Source organism: Haloferax mucosum ATCC BAA-1512 (assembly GCF_000337815.1).
GTDB classification, from domain to species: domain Archaea; phylum Halobacteriota; class Halobacteria; order Halobacteriales; family Haloferacaceae; genus Haloferax; species Haloferax mucosum.
This window is the reverse complement of sequence record NZ_AOLN01000001.1, coordinates 139,668-162,417: the sequence shown is the minus strand read 5'-3', so window position 1 is coordinate 162,417 and position 22,750 is coordinate 139,668. Positions and strand designations below refer to the sequence as shown.

Below are 22,750 nucleotides of genomic sequence, written 5' to 3'. Positions count from 1 at the left end.
TTGCCGTGTTTTAGTAGTTAGACGTCCGGTCGGTCACTCGTTCAGATACGGTTCGCAGACGCGCTCGACACCTTCCTCGAAGCTGATTTGGGGTTCCCAACCGGTCGCCGCCCGGATTTTGGTGCAGTCGGCCATCGTGTCGTGGACGTAGACGTCGAGTGGGTTGTCGATGTACGCCGGTTCGACATCAGTACCGAGAACCTCGTTTATCATTCGGACCATCTCGTTGAACGTGTAGCTCTCGCCGGTTCCAAGGTTGTAAATGCCCTGTAGGCGGTTGTCTGCGGCGACTTCGATTCCGCGGACGATGTCGTCAACGTGCGTGAAGTCGCGCGTCTGTGACCCGTCACCGAACAGTTCCGGCGACTCGCCGTTGGCTATCTTGTCGGCGAACTGTGCGATGGTGTTGGCGAACTCGCCTTTGTGTTCTTCCGCGCCGCCAAAGCCTTGATAGACCGAGAAGAACCGAAGGCCGGCGAGGTGCATGTCGTAGTGGTTGTGGAAGTACTCCGCATAGCGTTCGCGGGCGAGCTTCGACGCCTCGTAGCCGGTTCGAGCCTCGACCGGCATGTCTTCGGGCGAGGGGTCGGTCCGTGACCCGTAAATCGAGGACGTGGAGGCGTAGACGACCGTATCACAGCCGTCGTTGCGGGCCTGTTCGACCGTGTTCACGAACCCTTCGATGTTGACACGAGCACCCTTCGTGGGGTTTTCTTCGTGCATCTTGTACGACGAAAGCGCCGCGAGGTGGAACACAACGTCCACGTCTTCGGTCGGCAGGTCGTCGTCGAGGACGCTCTTTTCGTGGAATTCCACGGCGTCGTCGAGATTCTCTGGCGTGCCGAGATAGAGGTCGTCAACCGCAACCACGTCGTTATCCGCGGCGAGGTGGTTTGCGAGGTTCGAGCCGATGAATCCGGCACCGCCGGTGACGAGGACTCGTTTCCCGTTCATATTCGACCGCACTCCCGTGAGGCGTATAGTGCTATCGACCGCATCTCGTCTAAATCTCGGTTCAAAATGAACATTCATGTATGGCCTTTCATCACAAAGTAAACGAACGGTAGATTTGAGGCGTCATCCATCGGATTTAAGGACGTATGTAGCCAATCACTCTCCATGTCATCAATCGAGCTCACTTCGAGTCAGAAAACTATCCTTACCGCACTCATCAACCTCTATCGAGAATCTGAAGACGCGGTGAAGGGCGAGGACATCGCAGAGGAAGTCAACCGAAACCCGGGGACCATCCGAAACCAGATGCAGAGTCTGAAAGCGCTCCAACTCGTCGAGGGCGTCCCGGGACCGAAGGGTGGCTACAAGCCGACCGCAAACGCCTACGAAGCGCTCGACGTCGATAAGATGGACGAGCCTGCATCGGTGCCGCTGTTCCACAACGACGAGCAGGTAGAGGGCGTCAACGTCGATGGAATCGACCTCTCCAGCGTTCACCACCCCGAACTCTGCCGCGCGGAGATTCACGTCCAAGGCTCGGTTCGTGACTTCCACGAGGGCGACAAGATTCGCGTCGGCCCGACGCCGCTCTCGAAGCTCGTCATCGACGGCACGCTCGACGGCAAGGACGACACGAGCAACATCCTCATCCTGCGCATCGACGACATGCAGGCCCCCGTCGGCGAACCTCAGCACTGAAGCCTCACGGAGCCTCACCGACTTTCTTTCTCTCTTCTTCTGTCCCCGAGCAACAGCGCCGGTCGTGTTCGACCGCTCTTTGGGTTGACGTAGAGACTGGACTCGGTATCGACAGACGCATTCTGCGAAAGTGATAGGGAAGCACTCGAAGAGACCCCAAGAGCCGGACACGAACACAAACCGCAGTCGGAGGAACGCGAGTGGCAAAACCGAAACCAGAAACTCGACGAGAAGAGACGAAGCGAGACGGTCGAAATCAGAGAGTCAGTACGTCACCGAACGCACCTCGCGTCCCGGTTCCGATTCACCGCGTGCGCGTCGCTCGCTTACAGGTCGTTCCAGGCGGAGAGCGCGCGCTTCGGGGAAGTCACGTCGGAGATCCAGTTCGCGGCGATTCCCTTCTTGAGCAGACGGGCGAGCGGGCCGCCGAAGACGTTGACCGGGAACTCGCCGACGACGGGGAACTTCACGCCGTGAGCGACGGCGTCGTGACCGATGGAAATGACCGTCCCTTTGTCGGTGAACGTCCAGCGCTTGAGGGGCTTGCCAGCGATGGCGCGGGCGATGTTCTCGCCAGCGACGTCCGCGGCGTCCCACGCGGCCTGCGCCGTCGGCGGCGCGACGTTGTCGGGACCCTGTTCGACGAGCGAACAGTCGCCGACCGCGAAGACGCGGTCGTTGCTCGTCTGGAAGTCCTCTTCGGCGAAAAAGCGGTGGGAGCGCTCGTCCTGTTCGAGTTCGATCTCCTGGGCTTCGGGCTGGCCAGTGATGCCGCCGGTCCAGACGAGAACGTCGTAGTCCAGTTCTTCCGGGGCTTCGTCCTCGCCGCCGCCGAGGAAGACCGTCTCCTCGTCAACCTTCGAGATGAAGTCGCCGGTCAGGATTTCGATGTCGAGTTCTTCGAGTCGGCGACGGAGCGCGCCTTGGAGTTCGGGGTCGTTGCCGGGGAATATCTCGTCCATACCCTCGACGATTTGGATGTCGATAGGGGCACGGTTCATATCGCGGTACTCGGCGACTTCGGCGGCGGTCTGGATGCCGGAGAGACCTGCACCGCCGATGACGACCTTTGCGGGGTCGTCTCGGGAGGCGTCCTTTGCGGCCTGTTTGATGTCCTGGTGAATCTCGCGGGCGTCGTCGAGACCTTTGAGCTGGTGGGCGAACTCTTCGAGTCCCTCGATGCCGAAGAACGCGGTCGAAGAGCCGATAGCGACGAGCAGGTAGTCGAAGTCCACGGTGTCGCCGCCTTCGAGTTCCACGGCGTTCTCCTCGACATCGACGTTCGTCGCGCGGCCTTTGACGAACTCCGTCTCCGGGGATTTGATATCGTCAACCGGGATGGTGATGCTCGACTCGACACTCGGGTCGCGGATGCATCGGTGGACCTCGTGGAGAACGAGGTGGTAGTCGTGTTCGGCGACCCACGTCAGTTGTGCGTCGTAACCGAGTTCTTCTTCGAGGCGTTTTACTGCGCCGGCCCCGGCGTACCCTGAGCCGAGAACGACGACCTGCGTGCTCATGTCGTCGTCTGCGCAGTCATCCGATAAAGGGGCTTTGAAACTCGCTCCCAACGCGGGGGGATTTGGGTGCGATACGCCTCGTAGCGTCGAAATACGGGTTCGACGGTTGTCGGATTATTCGAGGCTGAGTCCGGCGTGCCAGCGGTCAACGCCGGCCTCGCGTTTGACCTCGTCCATCTTGGCGAGGAGGTGGACCGCGAGGCTCGCCACTTCTGCCGCCCGCGACTCGCCTTCAGTGCGGAACTCACCGGTGACCCGGTTCGCGTAGACCGAACAGACGGCACCGGCGCGGAGTCCGTAGACGTTCGCAATCGTCAGGAGCGCCGACGCTTCCATCTCGATGTTCTTCACGTTCGCGTCTTGCAGTTCCTCGACGAGCGAGTCGGCTCCGGCGGCGCGAAAGCCCTCGAATCCGGGGCGGCCCTGCCCGGCGTAAAACGAGTCCGCGCTCATCGTCAGTCCGACGTGGTAGTCGTAATCGAGTCGCTCCGCGGCCGCGACGAGCGCAGAGACGACTTCGTGGTCGGCGACGGCGGGGTAATCCTCGCGGACGTACTCTTTCGAGGTCCCCTCTTGTCGAACTGCCCCCGAGGTGATGACGAGGTCGCCCACGTCCATCTCCGGTTGAATCGCACCGCACGAACCGACGCGAATGAACGTATCAGCGCCCACACGGGCGAGTTCCTCGACGGCGATAGCCGCCGACGGACTGCCGATTCCGGTGGAGGTGACTGAAATCGGCGTCCCGTCGTACGTTCCCGTCGCAGTTCGGTACTCGCGGTGGTAGGCTTTCTCCTCGTGGTCGTCCCACAGGGACGTCACCTTGTCCACGCGCTCTGGGTTCCCCGGCAGGAGGACGGCGTCTGCGACGTCTTCGGAGGCGAGTTCGATGTGGTACTGGACCTCGTCGTTGGGGTCCTCGCTGTGGCCGGTCATACCCGCCGCGTTCGCTCGGCCCGATAAAAGGTCCTTCGCGTTACGCTCGTAAACATGCCAATTCGCCGTCGAAGTGACGGCGGTTCGTTGTGATAGATGTTAACTAAATAGAATAATATAAGTAATGTAAAATCAATTCAATTTTAAATTTGTCATCTTGTCCAGTCATAAAACTATAATGTTACCCAGACAACACTTCCAACTGCGATGTTCGAGAAAGACGGAGTGTCACGACGTTCGTTCGTCAAGCAAAGCCTCGTCGCTACCGGCGTCGCCGGTGGCGTCCTCGGAAACGTACAGACCGTCGCCGCAGACAAGCCGCAGACGCTCACCGTCGACGGAAACGGAAAGTACGAAGTGGTCGTCAACGACCCGAATGCAACTGGCCGAAACCTCGAAGATGACAGAATAAACGACTTTGACAGAAAAACGAAGATTAACGGAAACGTAGAGGGAGACAAAGATATAATTGACTTCGACGGCTGGATTACCAGAATTTCGCTTGAGGGCGATATTGTAGCTGACGTGTACGGCTCAGACGATACCCCGGGAGGAGATGTGGTAGTCTCAGGGGACGAGGGTGGGTCTCAGTACGCCTTTACTGTCAGCAACAGTGTCGAAGCGACAGCGGACTGTGAAGATGAGTCTATATACGGTGGGGACACCGTCAATGGGACGCTGAATGATTATGGCGACGATGACACGTTCGAGGTAATCGGCACGATTACAACCGCCTCTACGTTCTCGTTTGAGGAAGAAGTGACATTCAAATACGTCGATTAATTCTGACGAGAGTCGGACACGAAAACTCCCTCGACTTAGCCGCGTACCATTTCTTCGGTAATCGTATTCGGGAGGAGTTCACCGAGCGTGTACGTTGTCGTCTCGCCGTCCCCCTCGTCACAGATGACCGGGAGGTCGTCGTCGCAGAATTCCGCGAGTGTCTGTCGGCACATCCCACACGGCGTCACGCCGTCTCGTGCGCCCGACGTGACCACGAGACGGGCGAACTCGGTGTGACCGTTCTTTACTGCTTCGGCGATGGCGACTTCCTCGGCGTGAAGGCTGTTCGAGTAGTTCGCGTTCTCGATGTTACAGCCGACGTACACCTCGCCGTCAGTCGTTTCGAGCGCCGCACCGACGGTGTACTCCGAGTAAGGAACGTGGGCGTTGTCGAGCACCTCGCGGGCACGTTCGACGAGTCGTTCGGACATGTGTCGCGGTGATTCGCCCGTGGCGGCTTAGTTCGTTCGCCTCTGGAATTCGGTCTCGTCGCCGTGTCGGGTCCGGTCTTGTCGCTGTCTCGTCAGTCCCGTCGTGTCGCTGTGTCGAATGCGGTCGTGTCGTCCCGCAAGCGACTATACCGTTCGGTTCCAACGCGCCGTCGTGAACGACAGATTGGGTGGACGGCGAGTGCTCATCCTCATCGGCGCGAGCGCCGTGCTCGTCTCGGGGATTCTTGGCGTCTTCATCGGCGAAAGCGGCGGTCAAGTCGCCGCCGAGGTATCACTGTTCGGACTGCTTTCGTTGCCGACGTCGCCGCTCGCGTTCAGCGTCTACGGCATGGCCCTCTCCGTGGTCATCCTCGCGGTACTGTTCGGTCTCGTCGAGTTCGCATCGCGGCTGGAACAGGCCTAACTCCGGTGTGCGACCGAGCGTGTAATCGCGGCCGAAAGGCGGACCGCTTTTGCTCGTCGGGGCCCGAAGGCCGTCTATGGACGCGCCCTCATCGACCTCGACATCGTCTTCGGCCGGTCAGCCGTCGCCCGGGCCGCTCCCGGAAGAAGAGGGTACGAAAAACAGAAAACGCGCCGCGTTAGCCACCGCGCCGTTTCTGGCGCTCGGTATCGCCGACGTGGTGCTCATCCTGTTGCAGGGACTCGAACCGCTCTGGGGGTTCGCAATCCTGCCACCGATTCTCTTCTGTAGCGTACTGTCGTGGATCGTCTTCAGCACGGACTTCCTCGACGACCGAACGTAGCCCGCCGGAACTGTCGTACGCTCAGCGCCGCAGATTCGTGGAGTATTTCGTCGGCGTCTCCTCGTCGTAGCCGAAGTCTTCGGCGGTTAGTTCCGGCTCGGATGCGTCGGATTCCGCCGGTGCGGCGACCTTGAACCGCTCGCGGAGGCGGTCGGGCATCGTGAACGACTCGCGGTCGAGTCGGAGCGCAATCGCGTCGGGGTCAGTCTCTCTGACAACTTCGAGTCGGCCGGCGATATTCTCGGGGAGGTCACTGGCGTCCAGTGCCTCGAACCCGAACTGCGCGCAGTAGGTGTGTTCCGACGTGAATCCGTACACCGTGTCGAATCCTTCGGCACTGGCGCGGTCGAGGAGTCGCTCGACGACGTGTGCGCCGACGCCCTGTCCGCGCCATCGCGCCGGGACGCCGACACAGGCCACCTCGCAAAACGGGTCGTCACCCTTGTGGACGCGGATGCGACCGAACCCGGCCTTCTGATTCGACTCCTCGTCGAGCGCGACGACGTAGTCGCGGGAGCGAAAGGAGCCATCGTCGAGTCCAAGCTCCTCCAGCGAATCGAGCAACCAGACTTCGTCTCGGTTCTTAGCATCCCGGACGTACATGCGTGAATATACGCGCTCCGGGAGACAAAAACACCCCGGCGGAACGTCGGGTGTCCACTCGGACCGCAAATCCGAACGAAAGAACGGTAAAGATTGATGGTTCCGGTCACGGTACGTCGATTCATGAACGTACCCGACACCGATACCGTGGTGCACGAACCGGACCCGGCGTTCGTCGAAGACGCCAACGTGACCCAGTTCATGCGGGAGTACGATATCGCGGACTACGACGAACTCATCGAGCGGACGACGTCCGATATTCCGGGCGTGAGCGCCTCGGGCGTCGATTGGTTCTGGGACGAACTCACGGACTACCTCGACATCGAGTTCTACGAGGAGTACGACGCGGTGCGGGACGACAGCGAGGGACCGCAGTTCACAGACTGGTATCCCGGCGGCGAGATTAACCTCGCCCACAACGTGCTCGACCGCCACGCCGCCGTCGAATCGCCGAATCGAAACCGCGTCGCCTGCATCTGGGAGGGCGAAGACGGGGAAGTCGTCCAGCAGACCTACCACGACCTCTACCGAGAGGCGAACCGCGTCGCCAACGTCCTCGAATCCTACGGCGTCGGCACCGGCGACACCGTTGGTCTCTACATGCCGATGGTCCCCGAAGTCATCTCGATTCTCTACGGCTGTTTCAAAGTCGGCGCTATCGCCGTCCCCATCTTCTCCGGCTTCGGCGTGGACGCGACCGCGACGCGTCTCGAAGACCCCGAGTGCTCGGTGCTCTTTACCGCCGACGGCTTCTACCGCCGCGGCTCGGAAGTCCGGCTGAAAGCGACCGCCGACGAAGCCATCGAGGAGGCAGGCTGTGTCGAAAACGTCGTCGTCTACCAGCGGTTCGAGGACAGCAACGAGGATGGTGGCGTCCCGTGGACCGACGGCCGCGACGAGTGGTGGGACGACGTTGTCGCATCCGCCGACCCCGAATACGAGACGAAACACCTCCCCTCGGACGCTGAGTCGATGCTCCTGTACTCCTCGGGGACGACGGGGAAGCCGAAAGGCATCGTTCACACCCACGCGGGCGTGCAGATGCAGACGGCCAAGGAGATTCACTTCGGGTTCGACCAGAAGCCCGAAGACCGCTTTTTCTGGGTCTCAGACATTGGCTGGATGATGGGACCGTGGACGCTCATCGGGAACCACACCTTCGCCGGAACCATCTTCATGTACGAAGGCGCGCCCGACTACCCGGAACCCGACCGGTTCTGGGAGATGATAGAGCGCCACCGCATCACCACGTTCGGCATCTCGCCGACGGCCATCCGAGCGCTCCGGAAATACGGCGACGAAGCGGTCGACAAACACGACCTGTCGAGTCTGCGTCTCCTCGGTTCGACCGGCGAGCCGTGGGACCCCGAGTCGTGGCAGTGGTTCTACGAGCACGTCGGCGGCGGCGAAGCACCGATTATCAACATCTCCGGTGGCACCGAAATCTGCGGCTGTTTCCTCATGCCGATGCCGACCCAACCGCTCAAACCGTGCAGTCTGGGCGGTCCCGGCCTCGGCATGGATATCGACATCGTGGACTCCACGGGCGAGTCCATCGCCGACACCCACGAACGCGGCTTCCTCGTCGCCCGCGACTCCTGTCCGTCGATGACAAAGAGCCTCTGGTCCGGCAACGAGCGCTACCTCGACACCTACTGGTCGTCGTGGGACGACCTCTGGGACCACGGCGACTGGGCGCAGAAAGACGAAGACGGCTTTTGGTTCCTCCACGGCCGCGCCGACGACGCCCTCAACGTGGCGGGTCGTAAGGTCGGTCCCGCCGAGGTCGAAGGCGCGCTCATCGAACACGACGCCGTGAATCAGGCGGCCGCCGTCGGTGCCGACGACGAAACCACGGGAACTGCTGTCGTCGCCTACGTCGTCCTCGAAGACGGCTTCGAAGCGAGCGACGACCTGCGCGAGGAACTCCGCGGCGTCGTCGGCGAGGAACTCGGGAAGCCGTTCCGCCCGCGCGAGGTGCTGTTCGTAGACGAGTTCCCGAAGACGCAGTCGGGGAAGATTATCCGCCGCGCCATCGCCTCCATCTACGCGGGTGAAGCGCTCGGCGACATGAGCAGTATCGAAAACCCCGAAGCGCTCGAAAAGCTCGAACAGGCGTCCTGAAAGGAACGGCTGGGTAGATTTGGTGCCGTTTTTCAATCGGCTATCGACGGAACGACGCCGTCGTTCCACGCCTCGGCCGTAAAGTCAACCGCACCGTTCCATTTTGCGACGACGGTCGTCACCGCGAGGTCGCCGGTCACGTTCACCATCGTCCGGATACGGTCGAGAATCGGGTCAACACCGGCGACGAAGCCGACGATTTCCAGCGGCAAGCCGAGTTGCGTGAGCACCAGCGTGAGCATGATGAGACCGGACCCCGGAACCCCTGCGGTTCCGATACTCGCAAGGACGGCAACCGCGACGACCGAAAACTGGTCTATCAACGAGAGGTTCACACCCATGATGTTCGCCGCGAAGACGGCCGCAACGCCCTGATACATCGCCGTGCCGTCCATGTTAATCGTCGCACCGAGCGGGAGCGAAAAGCCGTAGATTCGCTCTTCGATGCCGAGGTTCTCGTCCGCGTCGGACATCGTAACCGGTAGCGTACCGGACGACGAACGGATGCTGAGTGCGGTCACCATCGCGTCGCGTCCACCCGAAAGGAACGCGAGCGGCGAGCGACCGGCAAGTCCGGCGACGAGACCGCCGAGGTAGACGAGACCGATGTGGGTGACGGCGGCCAAGAGCATTGTGACAATGAGAAGCGTAAACGGGAGAATTGCGTCGATACCGGACGTTCCGAAGACGTTCGCCATGAGCGCGAAGACGCCGACGACGCCGAACTCCATGGCACCCCAGACGACCTTGTACATCGCCTCCGCGCCCGCTTCGGCGAGGTCGAAGAACGTCTCGATGCCGGACCGAACCGCCTCGTCGTCGGTCTCCTCCCAAACCAACGAGAGACCGAGACCGAAGACCACGACGAAAAAGATGGTCGGAAGCACGTTGCCTTCGGCCATCGAACCGATCGGGTTCGCCGGAACGATGTTGAGAAGCACCTCGACCGCGTTCGGTGCCTCGGCGCTCTGGGCCTCGGCGTTCGTCAGCGAAAGCCCGCGAGACCCGGGGGAGACCAGATTGCTCACGCCCAACCCGACCGCGACTGCGAGCGCGGAGGTGAACGCGTACAGCGCGACGACCTGTACGCCGACACGTCCGAGCGACGACGGAGAGAGCTGTCTGACGCCCATCAAAAGCGTGAACACGACGATGGGAACGATGAGCATCTTCAGCAACCGAACGAACAGGTCGCCAATGGGCTTCAACGCGGTCGCGGGCTGGCCGACGACGAGTCCGAGAATAGAACCCAACACGAACGCCAATCCGATTCGGTAGACGATGCTGACAGCCCGGTACCGTCGCCACAACGAAACGATGGCAGTATTTGACATGATGCAAGTTGGCACTAAGGAGACAACAGAACGATAAGTGTATTGGCCAGACACCAACGTTCGGCGTAAAACTCGAACCGAGTGTGAAATTTCGCCTTTCTCTCCAACAGAACTCCGACAGCCGTCGAACCGGCCAACTCAGCCGTCGGCGAAAACGTCGGCCGGCGTAATCGTAGCCGGAGTCTCCGTTCTTTTCGCGGGTTTGTGGTCGGCGACGACGACTGCCGCGTCTGTCCGGTCCGCCGTCTCGTCACCAACGGGGACGCGAATCGTACCGCCGGCGAGAAGCGGTGCGAGGAGTCCGGCGGCGACTGTTCCCGGGTGCGAAATCGAGGCTCGAATCGCCACCGTATCGGCTTCGGTGAGACCGAACTCCGAGACGACGCGCTTCGCGGCGTCGAGCAGGTCGGCGTGCGTGTATTCGCGCTCACCTGCGACGAGCGCCGCGTCGTCGGGGGCGACGGCTTCCGGGTGAACGGCAGGGTTCTCGCTCCAGACTTCCTGTTCCCAGTGGGTCGTCGCGGGCGACTTCGGCGGGCCGTTGTAGACGGCGAGTTTGTGGCCCGGCGGGAGGTCGAACTCGTCTTCGCGGGCGGCGTCAACGACGACGGCGCGTGCCTTCGCGGCCGAGTCGAAAGTCGTCACCGCACCGAGTTGAGCCGCGCCGAGGAACGTCAGTATCGGCTCGGGGAGCGAAACCGGTTCGACGGCGACGCGAGCGCCCTTGCGGACGCCGAGGTAGCGAAGCACGTTCCCAGCCTTGTACGACGTGGTGATGAGGTCGTAGTACGTGTACGTGTGGCCGGGAGCGTCCACCCGAAGCGCGAGACTGTCGCTTCGTCGGTCCCGAGCCATGAGGTCGCCGATAACGTCCATGGGCGGTCCTACGGAGTCGGTGCGAAAAAAGCCGCCGAGGCGGTCGTCGGGGTGACACGACAACGGCGCGCGACGAGGTCACGCTACTTCAGGGCGCGCCCGCGACGACGAACAGGCATTCCTCGTCGCCGGCTCGGAGTTGTCGCGTATCCCCGGGCGAAACACGCACGGCGTCGCCGGGGTCGAGTTCGACCGTTTCGCCCTCGACGACGAGCGTCGCCGTCCCCGACACCAGAAAGTAGACCTCCTCGTGGTTCTGTTCGGCGTGGTTGTGGCGCTTTCCGGTCCAGTCCGGGTCGCACTCGAAGACGGAAAATCCGAGTTGTTCACACTCCAGCGCGTCGCGCATGAAGTGGAGTCCGCCGCCGAGTTCGTCTACGTCACGGTAGTTGACCTTCGTGTGTGTCATTGTCTATCTAAAGAGCGCAAGAACCCTGAACGTGACGACTGGAAGCGTAACGCGAGACGGGCGAAAAGCGGCGACAGAGAACGCCAGAACTGCGACAGGGTAATTGAGAACGGTTACAGCGAGTTCTTGAGCTTCTGGAAGAGACCTTCTTTGACCTCTTCGCCGCCCGCTTCCGCGAACTCCTTGAGTGCCTCGCGCTGGTCGCTGTTGAGGTCTTCGGGCGTGACGACGTGGACCTCGACGTGGAGGTCGCCGTGGCCGCGGCCGTCGAGGTGCGGCATTCCGGCACCGGAGACGGTGAACGTCGAACCGCTCTGTGTCCCCGCGGGAATCTTCAGTTCTTCGTCGCCGTCGAGCGTCGGGACATCGACCGTCGCACCGAAGACGGCCTGCGGGAAGGAAATCGGGTGTGTGTAGCGAAGGTCGTCGCCGTCGCGGTCGAACTCATCGTGGTCGCGGACGTTGACCTCGACGAACAGGTCGCCGTTGGGGCCGCCGTTCTCGCCCGGTTCGCCCTCGCCGCGGTAGCGGAGGCGCTGTCCGTCGCGGAAGCCGGCGGGGATGGTGATGGTCACGTCGCGGGTGCGACGGACGCGACCGCTTCCGCGACATTCGGAACAATCTTCGCTGTAGGTCTTCCCCTCGCCGCCGCAGGCGCGGCAAGTCGTCGTCTGTTGAACGCGGCCGAACGGCGTCTGCTGGACAGACGTCTGCTGGCCGGAGCCGTTACACTCGGAACACGTGTTCACGTCGGCGTCCTCGGGGTGGCCCTCGCCGTCACACTCGGGACAGACCTCGCGGCGGCGAATCGTCACGTCGCGTTCGATGCCGTGATAGGCGTCTTCGAGGTCTATCGAGATGCGCTGGGCGACATCGCGGCCCTGTTGCGGGCGGTTGCGCCGTTGGCCGCCACCGCCGTTGAACAGGTTGTTGAAGATGTCTTCGAAGCCGCCACCGCCCATCCCGCCGAAGGGGTTCCCACCGCCGCCGAAGGGATTGCCTTGTCCGCGGCCGCCACCGCCGCCACCAGCGCCGCGTTTTTGCGCCTGCTGGAAGCGCTCGTGGCCGAGTTGGTCGTACATCTGGCGCGTTTCGTCGTCCGTGAGGACCTCTTTTGCCTTCTGGACCTTCTTGAACTTCTCTTCGGCGTCGTCCTCGTCGGAGACGTCAGGATGGTACTTCGCGGCCTTCTTGCGGTACGCGTTCTTGATTTGGTCTTTCGAGGCGTCCCGCGAGACCCCGAGCACGTCGTAGAAGTCCTCGCTCATCAGTTGCTATGTTGTAACCGGTGAAGGTATTTGAAAAGTGCGTCTCCCGTATCGGCGAGCGCGAGCGGCGTCAGGACCGACGACGCGGTCCGTTTTCACCGCCCGAATGGACCCGCCGAAAGCGGCGGTGTCGGGGAATTCGATTACTCGTCTTCTTCGTCTTCGAAGTCCGCGTCCGCGTCAACGAAGTCTTCCGGATCGACATCGGCACCGCCGGGGCCACCAGCGCCGCCGGGACCGCCGGCCTGCGCTTGCGCCTGCTGTTGGTACATGCGCTTTCCGATCTCCTGTAGTTCCTTCGAGAGGTCTTCGGTCACGTCTTCGAGTTCGTCCGTGCTCGCGTCGTCGTCTTCGAGGACCGCTTCCACGTCCTCGATAGCCGCTTCGATGTCGGCGCGGAGTTCGTCGTCAACGTTCTCTTCGTTCTCTTCGAGGAGCGTCTCTGCGCGCTGGACCGCGCCTTCGGCCTCGTTGCGGGCTTCGACGGCGCGGCGGCGCTCTTTGTCCTCTTCTGCGTGCTGTTCGGCCTCCTGCTGCATGCGGTCGATTTCGTCGTCGGAGAGACCAGCGCCGCCTTCGATGGTGATGGACTCGGCGTTGCCGGAGCCTTTGTCCTCGGCGGAGACGTTGACGATACCGTTTTCGTCGATGTTGAAGCCGACTTCGATCTGCGGCGTTCCGGCCGGTGCCGGCGGGATACCCGAGAGCGTGAACTCGCCGAGGAGTTCGTTGTCTTCGGCCATCTCGCGTTCACCCTGGAAGACGCGGACCTGCACCGTCGTCTGGTTGTCGGCCGCGGTGGTGAAGATCTTGGATTCCTCTGTCGGGATGGTCGTGTTCTTCTCGATGAGACGCTCGAAGAGACCGCCCTTGACCTCGATACCGAGCGACAGCGGCGTCACGTCGAGGAGAACGATGTCGTCAACCTCGCCGCCGAGGACGCCACCCTGAATTGCCGCGCCGAGGGCGACCGCCTCGTCGGGGTTGACGGACTTTTTCGGCTCGGAGCCGAGGATGTCTTCGACCTTGTCGAGGACCTGCGGCATGCGGGTCGAACCGCCGACGAGGATGACGTCGTCGATGTCGTCTTTGTCGTAGCCGGCGTCTTCGAGCGCCTGCTCTGTCGGTTCGACGGTGCGGTCGATGAGGTCCGTCGTGAGGGATTCGAACTTCGCGCGCGTCAGGTCGTATTCGAGGTGGACCGGACCGGAGTCAGTCGCCGTGATGAACGGGAGGTTGATGGTCGTCTCCTTGCGCGAGGAGAGTTCGATTTTGGCCTCTTCGGCCGCATCCTTCAGGCGCTGGAGGGCCTGTCGGTCCTCGCGGAGGTCGATACCGTGGTCGTTTTCGAACTCCGTGGCGAGCCAGTCGATGATCGCTTCGTCCCAGTCGTCGCCGCCGAGTTCGTTGTCCCCGTTCGTCGCAACGACTTCGTAGACGCCGCCACCGAGGTCGAGAACAGAAACGTCGAAGGTACCGCCACCGAGGTCGTAGACGAGCACCGTCTGGTTCGACTCGTCGTCGAGACCGTACGCCATCGACGCCGCGGTCGGCTCGTTGACGATGCGCTCGACTTCGAGACCCGCGATTTCGCCGGCGTCTTTCGTCGCCTGACGCTGTTTGTCGTTGAAGTACGCGGGGACGGTGATGACCGCCTTCTCGACTTCGTCGCCGAGGTAATCTTCGGCGTCGCGCTTGATCTTCTGGAGAATCATCGCCGAAATCTGCTCCGGCGTGTACTCCTCGCCCTCGATATCGACGGTGTATCCGTCGTCGCCCATGTGGCGCTTGATGGAGCGGATGGTGTGCTCAGGGTTCTGGATAGCCTGGTTCTTCGCCGGCTTGCCCACCAGTCGCTCACCATCGTCGGTGAACGCGACGACGGATGGGGTCGTTCGGTCGCCTTCTGCGTTCACGATAATCTCCGGGTCGCCGCCCTCCATTACCGCGAACGCGCTGTTCGTGGTACCGAGGTCGATACCCAGAATCTTGTTGCTCGCCATCTTGCCCGCAAATACCGTCTTTTGCCGGTTAAAGGTTACTAGATACTGCGACACACGGCGTGAGTTGAGGTCGCCGCTGTCTTGCGATTTTGAAATCTCGCGTCGAAACAGGTCGGTCGATTTATGTAGAACCGCCGAACCCATCGCTCGTGGATTTAAAGTTCAATTTTTCAATAATTTTTGGCCGCGAAGAGACCAAGTGTCGCTACTTAGCCCGCTGACGGTGGTCGCTCGGTTCCATCGCGTGCGTCGTCGTCGGCGTTCGGGACCGCCTCGACACCGCGTTCGAGGACGGCGAGGACGTTCGAGAACGTTCGTTCGCGGCCTTCGCTGGCGAAGCACTCGTGGCCGCCGTCGTACGCGACGAGATTCGAGGCCGGCGTCCGGTCGCCGATTGCTCGCACGTCTACGACGCGGTCCGAGAGAGACACAAAGACCACGTCCCTCCGATTGAACGGCGGTAACGATTGCTGTGCCTCGTGAATCGTTCGGAGGAACGCGGGCGAGACGTTGTCCGGGGCGTCGGATACTTCGGCCGCGAGTTTCAACTCGCCGAGGGCGTCGCGGGAGATACCGCTCGGAACGAACGGTCTCGTCGTCGGCATTCGGACGAAAAGCGGGAAGAGGAGACCGTCCAGCCCGTCGAAGGACATCCCCCACCACGGGCTCAGAAAGACGTTCCTGACCGCGAGGTCGAGGTGAGCCGCGACGAGGCCGCCGGTGCTGTGGCTAAGCACGAGGTCGATGTCGCGGTCAAGCGCGTAGGCGCGAACCGGGTCGACGTACTGGCTGTCGAAGTCCCACCCGTTCGTCGGGAGTTCGACGGCGTGGACGCGGTAGCCCTCGTATGCGAGTCGGTCGATGAGCCACTCGACGCTCCGGTGAGTCGGTTTATTCCCCCATCCGAGCACGAAAAGGAGGTCGTCGTCAACGGGGTCGCCGTGTTGCGTAACCCGAACAGTTGGTTGGTCCCGACGTGGACGAAGTCGCATGAGAGAGTGATGGTCAGGTGAGAACAAAAGTCCTCGCCGGTTCACACGCCCGAGACGGGTCAAATCCCGCCATCTCGGTGTGCGGCGGTGTCGCGTTTCCCTACGCGTTCGTCCGTTCGGTGTCGTTGTGGAATCGTTTCAGCGTCGTTGCGGCGTCGGCTACGCGTCTTTGCTGACGGTGACCTGTGCGGCCCGGATGACCTTGTCGGCCATCTCGTAGCCGGGTTGGAACACGTCGGCGATGGTGTCCACAGGCTGGTCGCTTTCGACGCGCATCATCACTTCGTGTCGCTCCGGGTCAACGTCGGTCCCCGGTTCGGGGTCGATGACTTCGACGTTCTCGGAGTCGAGGATGCGGTCGAACTCCTTGAGCGTCGATTCGATGCCGCCGCGGATGTCGGCGTCTTCGTCTTGGTCGAGCGCGCGCACGAGGTTGTCGCGGACCGTCACGACGCGTTCTACGAAGTCCTCCGTCGCGCGGTCTTTGATCTGCTGTTGGCGCTTCTTGGCTCGCTTCTTGTAGTTCTGGAAGTCCGCCTGCGTGCGCTTGAGGCGCGATTCGAGGTCTTCGGCGGTCGCTTCAGCCTCGTCACGTTCGGCTTCGAGGTCGGCGATGCGGGATTCGAGCGCCGCGACCTCGGCCGCGAGGTCGTCGTCGTACTCGGCGACGCGGTCGGAAACCGTGACCTCGTCGGCGGCCGCCTCGCCAGTTTGCTCGTCGGTTGGCTCCTCGTCGGTTACCGCCTCGGAAGCCGCGTCGTCGGACGCGGCCGCATCCGCGGTCGCCGACCGTTCCGCGTCAGCGTCCGTCTCAGCGTCGGATTCTGTGGATGCGTCCGTGACCGACTCGGCAGGGTCGTCGCTCATGGGCGGGAGAAGTGTCCGATACGGCTTAAGAGTGTAGACTGCCGCCGGGCCGAAACCTTTCTCACCGATGCCGCCCGTTGCGGGGACCGCAGTGACAGTTTTGGAACGATGTCGGCGGCTGGTTACGGAATCGCGTCGCCTACTGGTACATCCCCAGCGGCCGCGCCTGCGTGCTCTCTTCGTCTGACTGTTGCATGCGGCGGGCTAACTGCTCTTTCGCCTCCCGAATCTCGGTCGTCCTATCGACGAGGTCATCGACGGGGACCTCGATGCCAGTCAGCGGTTCGATTCCCTGCTTGATAACCACGCGTGCGGCTTCAGGGTCGGGGAACTGCGGGTCCGACTCCACGATGAGACCGAGCGCGGGCCGACCGACGGCCACGGCGTTGCTGAGGAGCGCGCCGGTCGGTCCCGAGACGAGTCCGGTTTCGGTGGGGTTGTCGATACCCGCCGCAGTCAGGTGCTCAGCCGCGCCGCCCGTTCCGACGCCGTAGAGCGCCGGAGTGTCCGCCGATTTCTCCCGAGCGATGCCGGAGAGGAAAATCGGGAGCACGTCGAGTTCGTCGAACCACGACCCGAGACACCCCGCGAGTTCCGTCGCCGCGTCGGGGCGAATCGGGATGTCGCTTTGGAGGACGAGCAGGTTCCGTTCGGCGTCGGCGTAGAGTCGAACTGGCGGGTGCAGTTCCGGGTCGTCTTCCATGTAGACCGCAACGTCCGGAATCCCGTCGCAGAACGCGTCACCGTAGTGTGTCATGTCGAACGCTTCGACGAGGTGGTCCGCCGCAATCTTCCCGACGAGTCCGACGCCCGGAAGTCCTTCGACCATCGTCGGTGAGTCGAGTTGGTCCGTGAGTTCGTCAGCGAGAACGTGAATTCGTGCCATGTGTGAACATCCTCGCCCACGTGAGGTAAATCCGACGGCTGTGTGCACGGAATGGACAGACAGCGAGGAATAAATACGTGGGGCCGACCGCGACGAGGGGAGAGTCCGCGCCGACACCGCCACCGGGGAGACGGTTGCGCGCCGACCACTCCGAAACCGACAAGCGCGCCCACGCGGAATCGACACGCATGAACCCGCTTGAGCGGTACGCGCCACTCGTTGACGACGAGGCGGCATTCTTGGAGGCCTGCGAGCGGTCCCTCCCCTCTGTCGTCCGTGTCAACACCATCAAAACGACGGTGGAGCGCGCCCGCGAAGCACTCGACGACGAGGGCGTCGCCTACGAACCGACTGACTGGCACCCCGGTATCCTGAAGCTCGAAAACAGCAGTCCGGGCACCAACTGGCCGTACTTCCACGGCTGGCTCCACGGCCAAGAAGAGGTCTCGGCGCTCCCGGCTATCGCCCTCGACCCGCAACCGGGCGAGCGAATCTGGGACACCTGTGCGGCACCCGGGTCGAAGACGACTCAAATCGCGGCGATGATGGACGATGAAGGCGTCCTCATCGGCAACGACAACAATCTCGGTCGCCTCTCCGCGCTTCGGCACAACGCCGAACGACTCGGCGTGACCAACCTCGTCGTGTCGAATCAGGACGCGCGCAACTTCTCGATGAAGCCGTTCGGCGAGCGAACTCCCGACAAGTCCGGGTCCTTCGAGCAGTTCGACCGCGTGCTCGTCGATGCGCCGTGTTCTTGCGAAGGCACCTGCCGCAAGAATCCCGACGTGCTCGACGAGTGGACCATGAACCACGTCGCAAGCGTCGCGGGCATCCAGAAAGGAATCCTCCGACGCGCCGTGCAGGTGACGAAACCCGGCGGCACCGTCGTCTACTCCACCTGTACGTTCGCGCCCGAAGAAAACGAGGCTGTCCTCGACTTCGTGCTCGAACGCGAGGACTGCGAGATAGTCGCGTGGGACGTGCCCGATGGCTTCGAAACCGCACCCGGCATCACCGAGTGGGAAGACGACGAGTACGACTCCTCGGTCACGAACGCGCGTCGCGTCTACCCGCATCAAAACGACACGGGCGGCTTCTTCACCGCGAAACTGGAGGTCAACGCATGAGAGACGAGACCGCCGAAGACGAAAACTGGGGCCAGCAGTTCGACCGTCTCCCGGCGACGCCCGACGAGCGCGTCGTCGAAGCCCGACCCACCCGAACCGAGGTCGTCGAGTGGTGGGTCGAACGGTTCGGCATCGATCCGAAGATGTTCGACGGCTACACCTTCTGGGAGAAGGGCGCGGGGAAGATTTGGGCGTTCAACGGCGAGGTCGTAGACCCAATCGAAGTGCAGGGCCTCGGCATGCGCATCCTCCGAACCCGCCAGCGCCACTGGAAACCCTCGACGAACGCGGTCCAGCGGTTCTGCCGCGACGCGACGAAAAACGTCATCGAACTGAGTCCGGGTGAGGCAACGGCGTTCGTCGCGGGCCACGACCAACAACTCGACTGGTGGGAGGGTGACTGGGGCTACCTCACCGCCGCTCACGAACTCGCCGGCGAACGCGAACCGCTCGGCGTCGGTCTCTATCTCCACGGCGAACTTCGCTCGACCGTCCCCAAGGGTCGCCAAGAAGAACTCGTCAAACTCGACTAACACGCCGTTTTCGGCGGAGGAAGCCGACTCAGGATTATTTCTCTCGGACCGTTCCGCCGCTCAATCCGTCCCATTCGACGCGGTAGCCGAGCCGCGAGAGCACCGCGCTCGCGTCGTCGAGCCCGTGTGCCGAGAGGACAGACTCGACCGCCGACAGCGACAATCCGGGTTCGACCGCCTCGGCGACAGCATCGAGCGTTTCGGGACGAATCAACGTCCGACCGACGAGTTCGTGGTCGGGGAACGAAACGTCCGCGAGGGCGTCCACGGAGACCCCGTGAGCGTCCGCGAGGTCGGCGAGGGAAACGACGTTCTCGTCGGGGGTGAGCGTCGCCGGAAGCGATGCGGCCGCGTCGGCGACAAGGTCGGCTTCGTACTCCCGGAGCACGTCGATGACGTCTTTCACCCGCACGGACCCGGAGTACGGGACGACACGGTGGTCGCGGGCGGCGATTTCCTCGCCGACGCCGAGAGATTCGTCCACGGCGACGACGAGTGCCACGTCCTCGACGTCGGCGAGTTGCCCGAGTTTCTTTTCGACGTACTCGGGGGTCCAAAAGCCCATGATTTCGAAGAAGACGCGGCGGTCTGCGTGGCGATACTCGAACGCGAAGTCCGGAATCATCACGCTCGTCCCGGTTTCGAGCGGCGCTGGCTCCCTGACGAGCGACCAATCGAGGTCGAGACCGCGGACGCGGGCGGCGAAGTCGGCTTCGACATCGCTGTCGAAACTCGGTTCGGCCATCGGTTCGACGCCGGGGACGGATACGTCGTCGCTCGTGAGCACCAGTTCGCGTTCCGTCCCGCGGTCGTCGATAGTCGCCACGAGTCGCCACTCGCCCGCAGTTGCGACAGACCGGAGCAACCGGGCGAAGGCGGTCCCGTACCGTCGGGTTCGCTGGAAGAGCGCGTCGGGACCGGTGACGACGACTTCGCGGCCCGCGTCGGTCTTCTGGACCTCGTACATCAGTCGGAGTCGTTTGACTGCCGAGACGACCGCTTTCGGGTCGGAACTTCGGATGTGGACCTCGGTCGCGTCGAAAAGAGCAGTCTGCGCCAACGAGAGGTTGTACTGCGTGAGCAACTCGTCTGGCGTCCACCGTGGGTCGAAGTCGGTGAGGATTTGCTCCACTTCGCGGTCCGCCGTCAACGAGTCGTCCACCGCGTCGGAGGTCGAGCCGAGCGAGTCGGCCGCGCGGTCAAGCGCCGCGGCTCGCTCGACTGGGGTCGTAACGCCGCCGACCGCCATCGCCGCCTCGAACGCGGCGCGGCGGACGCGGACCGGTGGCAGTGGCGCACGGGTCTCGAAGACGGCCTCGCGGTCGAGCAGTGAGGCGAGGCCTCTGGCGAGCTTGAAATCGTCGGCCTCGGCTTCGAGCGCTTCGAGGGCGTCGTCGAGGTCGGCTCTGGACTCGCCGACGTGGCGCTGGAACGCGCCGATGGCCTTCGCGGCGAGCGGGCGGTCGCTTCGCGCCGCGAACTGCGGGTGGTAGCCACCGCCCGCTCTCGACACGCGAAGGAGGTCCTTCGTCAACACGCTCGCCACGAGGAGCGCGCCGGACAAAAGCGACTCGGGCGATTGCAATGTGGTGACGACGACGGCAACAACGCCGACGACAAAGCGCATTCGCAGTCGAGTCACGGACGGCAAGGTTCATTGCGTCTCCGCCGGACGCCAGCGTATGGAGCGACGACGCTTCCTCGGAGTGGTCGCAGTCGGCCTCTCGTCGGGCTGTCTCAGCGGGCTTCCCGGGGCGACAGGACCGCGAAATCCGCCCGAGGCACCGGCCGGCAAGCCACGCGAGACGCCAGAGGTGCCACCGGTCCGCGTCTCGGCGGTCGATTTCGAGGCGACTGAGGACGGCCGCGTTCGTGTCTTCGGCGACATCGTCAACGACGCCGAGTCGGAGCGGGTCGTCACGGTCGAAATCCGAATCGAAATCAAAGACGAAGAGTCGGTCAAAACACAAGAAGTGACCGTCCCATCCGGCGGGAAGACCCCCTTCGAAACCGTGTTCGACGTGTCGTACAACGCCTTCACGAGGAACGGCAATCTGAACGTCTCGATACTGTAGGGTCATCGGCGACGGTCGGCGACCCGTTCTTCCGCCGTTTCGACGCTCACGAGTTCGTAGAGCGTCGCGGTCGAGCCGTCCGATTTCGGGCGGAGAATGCGTCCGAGCCGTTGAGTGAATTCGCGTTCCGACCCGGACCCAGAAAGCAGGATGCCGACGTTCGCATCGGGCACGTCGACGCCCTCGTCGAGGACGTTGGCGGCGACGACGGTGTCGTAAGTGCCGTCGCGGAAGCGCGCGAGAATCTCCCGGCGCTCTTTCGTGCCGGTCTCGTTCGTAATCGGCGGGACGAGAAACCGCCGCGAGATGCGGTAGACGAGGTCCGTCGAGGCGGTGAAGATGATGACGCGGTCCTCGCGGTGGCGCGCCAGCAGTCGCGCCAGTTTGTCCACTTTAGCCTCGGAGTTCATCATCACGTCGCGGGCGCGCTGTTTGGCGAGCAGGGCTTTTCGCGCCCGCGGGTCGGTTCCGGAGCGCATCACGAGTTTCTGGTAATCGCTCCCCGACTGCATCGACAGCCCCGAGCTTCGCAGGTAGTTCACAAACGTCGATTGCGCCTCGTCGTACGCCTCGCGCTCGGCGGCCGTGAGTTCGACCTCGACTCGGCGGACTTCGTAGTCGGCGAGGTGGTCGCCCGCCAAATCGTCAACGTCGAGTCGGTAGAGTCGCCGCCCGACGAGTTCCGCGACCCGTTCGTGTTCGCCGTCCGGACGCTCGAACGTCGCTGTGAGACCGAGTCGGGCAGGTGCCGCGAGAAATCGAGGGATGTCCTGATACCCCTCGCCGCCGAGGTGGTGAACCTCGTCGAAGACGACGAGACCGAAGTCGCCACCCACGTCGTCGGCGCGGAGATACGCCGAGTCGTACGTCGAGACCGTAATCGACTCTTGGGTCTGTTCACCGCCGCCGAAGCGGCCGACCGGCACGTCGAACTCGGTTTCGAGTTCGCGGAGCCACTGGTCTTGGAGGTCGATTGTCGGCACGACGACGAGTGTCGGGACCGAATGTGCCGCCATCGCGGCGACGGCGAGGACCGTCTTTCCCGCGCCGGTCGGGAGTTCCACGACGCCGCGACTGTCGGCATCGAGCCACGAATCGAGCGCGTCCCGTTGGTACGAACGAAGGTCGTAGGTGGTCGAAAGCGAGCGGTCCGAATCGACCACGGGCGCGATTCGGTCCTCGAAGTCGATGCCGGCGGCGACGAGTGCGTCCCGAAGGTCGGCGTAATACATCGCGGGCGCTCGAAAGCCGCCGCTTCGCGGGTCGACTTCGACGTTCGGGAGGTCGGCGAGGGCGGTATCCGCCTCGGCGGCGTCGGTCTCGGCGTGGACGGTCCCGTGCTCGAATCGGAGGGTCGTCACTACCGGTGGATTGGAGAGGGCCGGTGATAAATCGACGGTCCCGGAGCAACGACGAAACCGGCCCGGTCGAACCGGGGCCGCGGGTGATGTGTCGTCAGGTGGTGGGCCAACAGACATACGCCAGCAGATGATGACCCAGCAGACGAGGAGTCACCGCGATGGCCGAAGGTTCAAATCCGATGCCGGGGCAAGGAACCAC

At 62.9% G+C, this 22,750-nt stretch carries 23 protein-coding genes; 8 read left to right on the top strand and 15 right to left on the bottom strand.

Going from position 1 to position 22,750, the window contains the following annotated elements; genetic code table 11:
* Window positions 1–33: 33 nt before the first annotated feature.
* Window positions 34–954, bottom strand: coding sequence for an NAD-dependent epimerase/dehydratase family protein (locus C440_RS00770; protein ID WP_008317295.1), 921 nt, complete (start codon window positions 952–954; stop codon window positions 34–36).
* 165 nt (window positions 955–1,119) lie between these two features.
* On the opposite strand from C440_RS00770, the gene C440_RS00765 reads away from it, so the two are divergent.
* Window positions 1,120–1,653: an Rrf2 family transcriptional regulator gene (locus C440_RS00765; RefSeq protein WP_008317292.1), complete on the top strand. Its 534-nt coding sequence runs from the start codon at window positions 1,120–1,122 to the stop codon at window positions 1,651–1,653.
* Window positions 1,654–1,979: 326 nt separating this feature from the next.
* On the opposite strand, the gene C440_RS00760 is transcribed toward C440_RS00765, so the two are convergent.
* Both C440_RS00760 and C440_RS00755 read right to left on the bottom strand, forming a co-directional pair.
* Window positions 1,980–3,173 (bottom strand): NAD(P)/FAD-dependent oxidoreductase, encoded by a 1,194-nt coding sequence (locus C440_RS00760; protein ID WP_008317290.1) that lies wholly within the window; start codon window positions 3,171–3,173, stop codon window positions 1,980–1,982.
* A 114-nt stretch (window positions 3,174–3,287) separates the two neighbouring features.
* Window positions 3,288–4,109: a nucleoside phosphorylase gene (locus C440_RS00755; protein WP_008317289.1), complete on the bottom strand. Its 822-nt coding sequence runs from the start codon at window positions 4,107–4,109 to the stop codon at window positions 3,288–3,290.
* 207 nt (window positions 4,110–4,316) lie between these two features.
* Here C440_RS00755 and C440_RS00750 point away from each other — a divergent pair, with 207 nt between their 5' ends.
* Window positions 4,317–4,892, top strand: a complete 576-nt coding sequence (locus C440_RS00750) for a twin-arginine translocation signal domain-containing protein (RefSeq protein WP_008317288.1) — start codon at window positions 4,317–4,319, stop codon at window positions 4,890–4,892.
* 35 nt (window positions 4,893–4,927) lie between these two features.
* Here C440_RS00750 and cdd read toward each other — a convergent pair whose 3' ends face one another.
* Window positions 4,928–5,323, bottom strand: a complete 396-nt coding sequence (cdd, locus tag C440_RS00745; RefSeq protein ID WP_008317287.1) for a cytidine deaminase — start codon at window positions 5,321–5,323, stop codon at window positions 4,928–4,930.
* Between the two features lie 172 nt (window positions 5,324–5,495).
* On the opposite strand from cdd, the gene C440_RS00740 reads away from it, so the two are divergent.
* Together C440_RS00740 and C440_RS00735 are read left to right on the top strand one after the other, a co-directional pair.
* Complete coding sequence (locus tag C440_RS00740) at window positions 5,496–5,747, top strand: DUF7520 family protein (protein WP_193788381.1); 252 nt, start codon at window positions 5,496–5,498, stop codon at window positions 5,745–5,747.
* Between the two features lie 76 nt (window positions 5,748–5,823).
* Window positions 5,824–6,090 carry a hypothetical protein gene (locus C440_RS00735; RefSeq protein ID WP_008317285.1) on the top strand — a complete coding sequence of 89 codons (267 nt, stop codon included), beginning with the start codon at window positions 5,824–5,826 and terminating at the stop codon, window positions 6,088–6,090.
* A 21-nt stretch (window positions 6,091–6,111) separates the two neighbouring features.
* On the opposite strand, the gene C440_RS00730 is transcribed toward C440_RS00735, so the two are convergent.
* Entirely contained in the window at window positions 6,112–6,693 is a 582-nt protein-coding gene (locus tag C440_RS00730; RefSeq protein ID WP_008317284.1) for a GNAT family N-acetyltransferase, read from the bottom strand.
* A gap of 123 nt (window positions 6,694–6,816) precedes the next feature.
* Between C440_RS00730 and C440_RS00725 the strand changes: the two genes are divergently transcribed.
* On the top strand, window positions 6,817–8,817 hold the full coding sequence (locus tag C440_RS00725; RefSeq protein ID WP_049915092.1) for an AMP-binding protein: 2,001 nt from the start codon (window positions 6,817–6,819) through the stop codon (window positions 8,815–8,817).
* Between the two features lie 32 nt (window positions 8,818–8,849).
* Here the strand turns inward: C440_RS00725 and C440_RS00720 are convergent, their stop codons facing one another.
* From C440_RS00720 to C440_RS00685, 8 genes are all read right to left on the bottom strand, one after another.
* On the bottom strand, window positions 8,850–10,151 hold the full coding sequence (locus tag C440_RS00720; protein WP_008317281.1) for a dicarboxylate/amino acid:cation symporter: 1,302 nt from the start codon (window positions 10,149–10,151) through the stop codon (window positions 8,850–8,852).
* Between the two features lie 138 nt (window positions 10,152–10,289).
* A complete protein-coding gene (locus C440_RS00715; RefSeq protein ID WP_008317280.1) occupies window positions 10,290–11,027 on the bottom strand; it encodes an AMP-binding protein in 738 nt (245 codons plus the stop codon).
* Between the two features lie 88 nt (window positions 11,028–11,115).
* Window positions 11,116–11,436 carry a cupin domain-containing protein gene (locus tag C440_RS00710; protein ID WP_008317279.1) on the bottom strand — a complete coding sequence of 107 codons (321 nt, stop codon included), beginning with the start codon at window positions 11,434–11,436 and terminating at the stop codon, window positions 11,116–11,118.
* A 113-nt stretch (window positions 11,437–11,549) separates the two neighbouring features.
* Entirely contained in the window at window positions 11,550–12,704 is a 1,155-nt protein-coding gene (dnaJ, locus tag C440_RS00705; RefSeq protein WP_008317277.1) for a molecular chaperone DnaJ, read from the bottom strand.
* A gap of 143 nt (window positions 12,705–12,847) precedes the next feature.
* Window positions 12,848–14,707, bottom strand: coding sequence for a molecular chaperone DnaK (gene dnaK, locus C440_RS00700; RefSeq protein WP_008317275.1), 1,860 nt, complete (start codon window positions 14,705–14,707; stop codon window positions 12,848–12,850).
* A gap of 209 nt (window positions 14,708–14,916) precedes the next feature.
* Window positions 14,917–15,699, bottom strand: a complete 783-nt coding sequence (locus C440_RS00695) for an alpha/beta hydrolase (RefSeq protein WP_008317273.1) — start codon at window positions 15,697–15,699, stop codon at window positions 14,917–14,919.
* 159 nt (window positions 15,700–15,858) lie between these two features.
* Entirely contained in the window at window positions 15,859–16,566 is a 708-nt protein-coding gene (locus C440_RS00690) for a nucleotide exchange factor GrpE (RefSeq protein WP_008317272.1), read from the bottom strand.
* 139 nt (window positions 16,567–16,705) lie between these two features.
* Entirely contained in the window at window positions 16,706–17,452 is a 747-nt protein-coding gene (locus C440_RS00685; RefSeq protein WP_008317269.1) for a proteasome assembly chaperone family protein, read from the bottom strand.
* A gap of 188 nt (window positions 17,453–17,640) precedes the next feature.
* Here C440_RS00685 and C440_RS00680 point away from each other — a divergent pair, with 188 nt between their 5' ends.
* Together C440_RS00680 and C440_RS00675 are read left to right on the top strand one after the other, a co-directional pair.
* The gene (locus tag C440_RS00680) at window positions 17,641–18,582 is read left to right on the top strand and encodes an RsmB/NOP family class I SAM-dependent RNA methyltransferase (protein WP_008317268.1); all 942 of its coding nucleotides are present in this window, start codon (window positions 17,641–17,643) and stop codon (window positions 18,580–18,582) included.
* Complete coding sequence (locus C440_RS00675) at window positions 18,579–19,115, top strand: DUF7122 family protein (RefSeq protein WP_008317266.1); 537 nt, start codon at window positions 18,579–18,581, stop codon at window positions 19,113–19,115. Before C440_RS00680 ends, C440_RS00675 begins: the two co-directional genes overlap by 4 nt.
* Before the next feature lie 34 nt (window positions 19,116–19,149).
* On the opposite strand, the gene C440_RS00670 is transcribed toward C440_RS00675, so the two are convergent.
* Entirely contained in the window at window positions 19,150–20,652 is a 1,503-nt protein-coding gene (locus C440_RS00670) for a DUF790 family protein (RefSeq protein WP_008317264.1), read from the bottom strand.
* Between the two features lie 145 nt (window positions 20,653–20,797).
* Between C440_RS00670 and C440_RS00665 the strand changes: the two genes are divergently transcribed.
* Window positions 20,798–21,190, top strand: a complete 393-nt coding sequence (locus C440_RS00665) for a hypothetical protein (RefSeq protein ID WP_008317263.1) — start codon at window positions 20,798–20,800, stop codon at window positions 21,188–21,190.
* Window positions 21,191–21,192: 2 nt separating this feature from the next.
* Here the strand turns inward: C440_RS00665 and C440_RS00660 are convergent, their stop codons facing one another.
* Entirely contained in the window at window positions 21,193–22,551 is a 1,359-nt protein-coding gene (locus tag C440_RS00660; RefSeq protein ID WP_008317262.1) for a DEAD/DEAH box helicase family protein, read from the bottom strand.
* Between the last annotated feature and the right edge of the window lie 199 nt (window positions 22,552–22,750).

Bases quoted from the DNA above. Each gene is read 5' to 3' on its own strand.
- C440_RS00690 (WP_008317272.1), bottom strand. From the start codon at position 16,566: ATGAGCGACGACCCTGCCGAGTCGGTCACGGACGCATCCACAGAATCC.
- C440_RS00695 (WP_008317273.1), bottom strand. From the start codon at position 15,699: ATGCGACTTCGTCCACGTCGGGACCAACCAACTGTTCGGGTTACGCAA.
- C440_RS00675 (WP_008317266.1), top strand. From the start codon at position 18,579: ATGAGAGACGAGACCGCCGAAGACGAAAACTGGGGCCAGCAGTTCGAC.
- C440_RS00770 (WP_008317295.1), bottom strand. From the start codon at position 954: ATGAACGGGAAACGAGTCCTCGTCACCGGCGGTGCCGGATTCATCGGC.
- C440_RS00760 (WP_008317290.1), bottom strand. From the start codon at position 3,173: ATGAGCACGCAGGTCGTCGTTCTCGGCTCAGGGTACGCCGGGGCCGGC.
- C440_RS00685 (WP_008317269.1), bottom strand. From the start codon at position 17,452: ATGGCACGAATTCACGTTCTCGCTGACGAACTCACGGACCAACTCGAC.
- C440_RS00765 (WP_008317292.1), top strand. From the start codon at position 1,120: ATGTCATCAATCGAGCTCACTTCGAGTCAGAAAACTATCCTTACCGCA.
- cdd (WP_008317287.1), bottom strand. From the start codon at position 5,323: ATGTCCGAACGACTCGTCGAACGTGCCCGCGAGGTGCTCGACAACGCC.
- C440_RS00750 (WP_008317288.1), top strand. From the start codon at position 4,317: ATGTTCGAGAAAGACGGAGTGTCACGACGTTCGTTCGTCAAGCAAAGC.
- C440_RS00755 (WP_008317289.1), bottom strand. From the start codon at position 4,109: ATGACCGGCCACAGCGAGGACCCCAACGACGAGGTCCAGTACCACATC.
- C440_RS00730 (WP_008317284.1), bottom strand. From the start codon at position 6,693: ATGTACGTCCGGGATGCTAAGAACCGAGACGAAGTCTGGTTGCTCGAT.
- dnaJ (WP_008317277.1), bottom strand. From the start codon at position 12,704: ATGAGCGAGGACTTCTACGACGTGCTCGGGGTCTCGCGGGACGCCTCG.
- C440_RS00720 (WP_008317281.1), bottom strand. From the start codon at position 10,151: ATGTCAAATACTGCCATCGTTTCGTTGTGGCGACGGTACCGGGCTGTC.
- dnaK (WP_008317275.1), bottom strand. From the start codon at position 14,707: ATGGCGAGCAACAAGATTCTGGGTATCGACCTCGGTACCACGAACAGC.
- C440_RS00710 (WP_008317279.1), bottom strand. From the start codon at position 11,436: ATGACACACACGAAGGTCAACTACCGTGACGTAGACGAACTCGGCGGC.
- C440_RS00715 (WP_008317280.1), bottom strand. From the start codon at position 11,027: ATGGACGTTATCGGCGACCTCATGGCTCGGGACCGACGAAGCGACAGT.
- C440_RS00725 (WP_049915092.1), top strand. From the start codon at position 6,817: ATGAACGTACCCGACACCGATACCGTGGTGCACGAACCGGACCCGGCG.
- C440_RS00735 (WP_008317285.1), top strand. From the start codon at position 5,824: ATGGACGCGCCCTCATCGACCTCGACATCGTCTTCGGCCGGTCAGCCG.
- C440_RS00680 (WP_008317268.1), top strand. From the start codon at position 17,641: ATGAACCCGCTTGAGCGGTACGCGCCACTCGTTGACGACGAGGCGGCA.
- C440_RS00665 (WP_008317263.1), top strand. From the start codon at position 20,798: ATGGAGCGACGACGCTTCCTCGGAGTGGTCGCAGTCGGCCTCTCGTCG.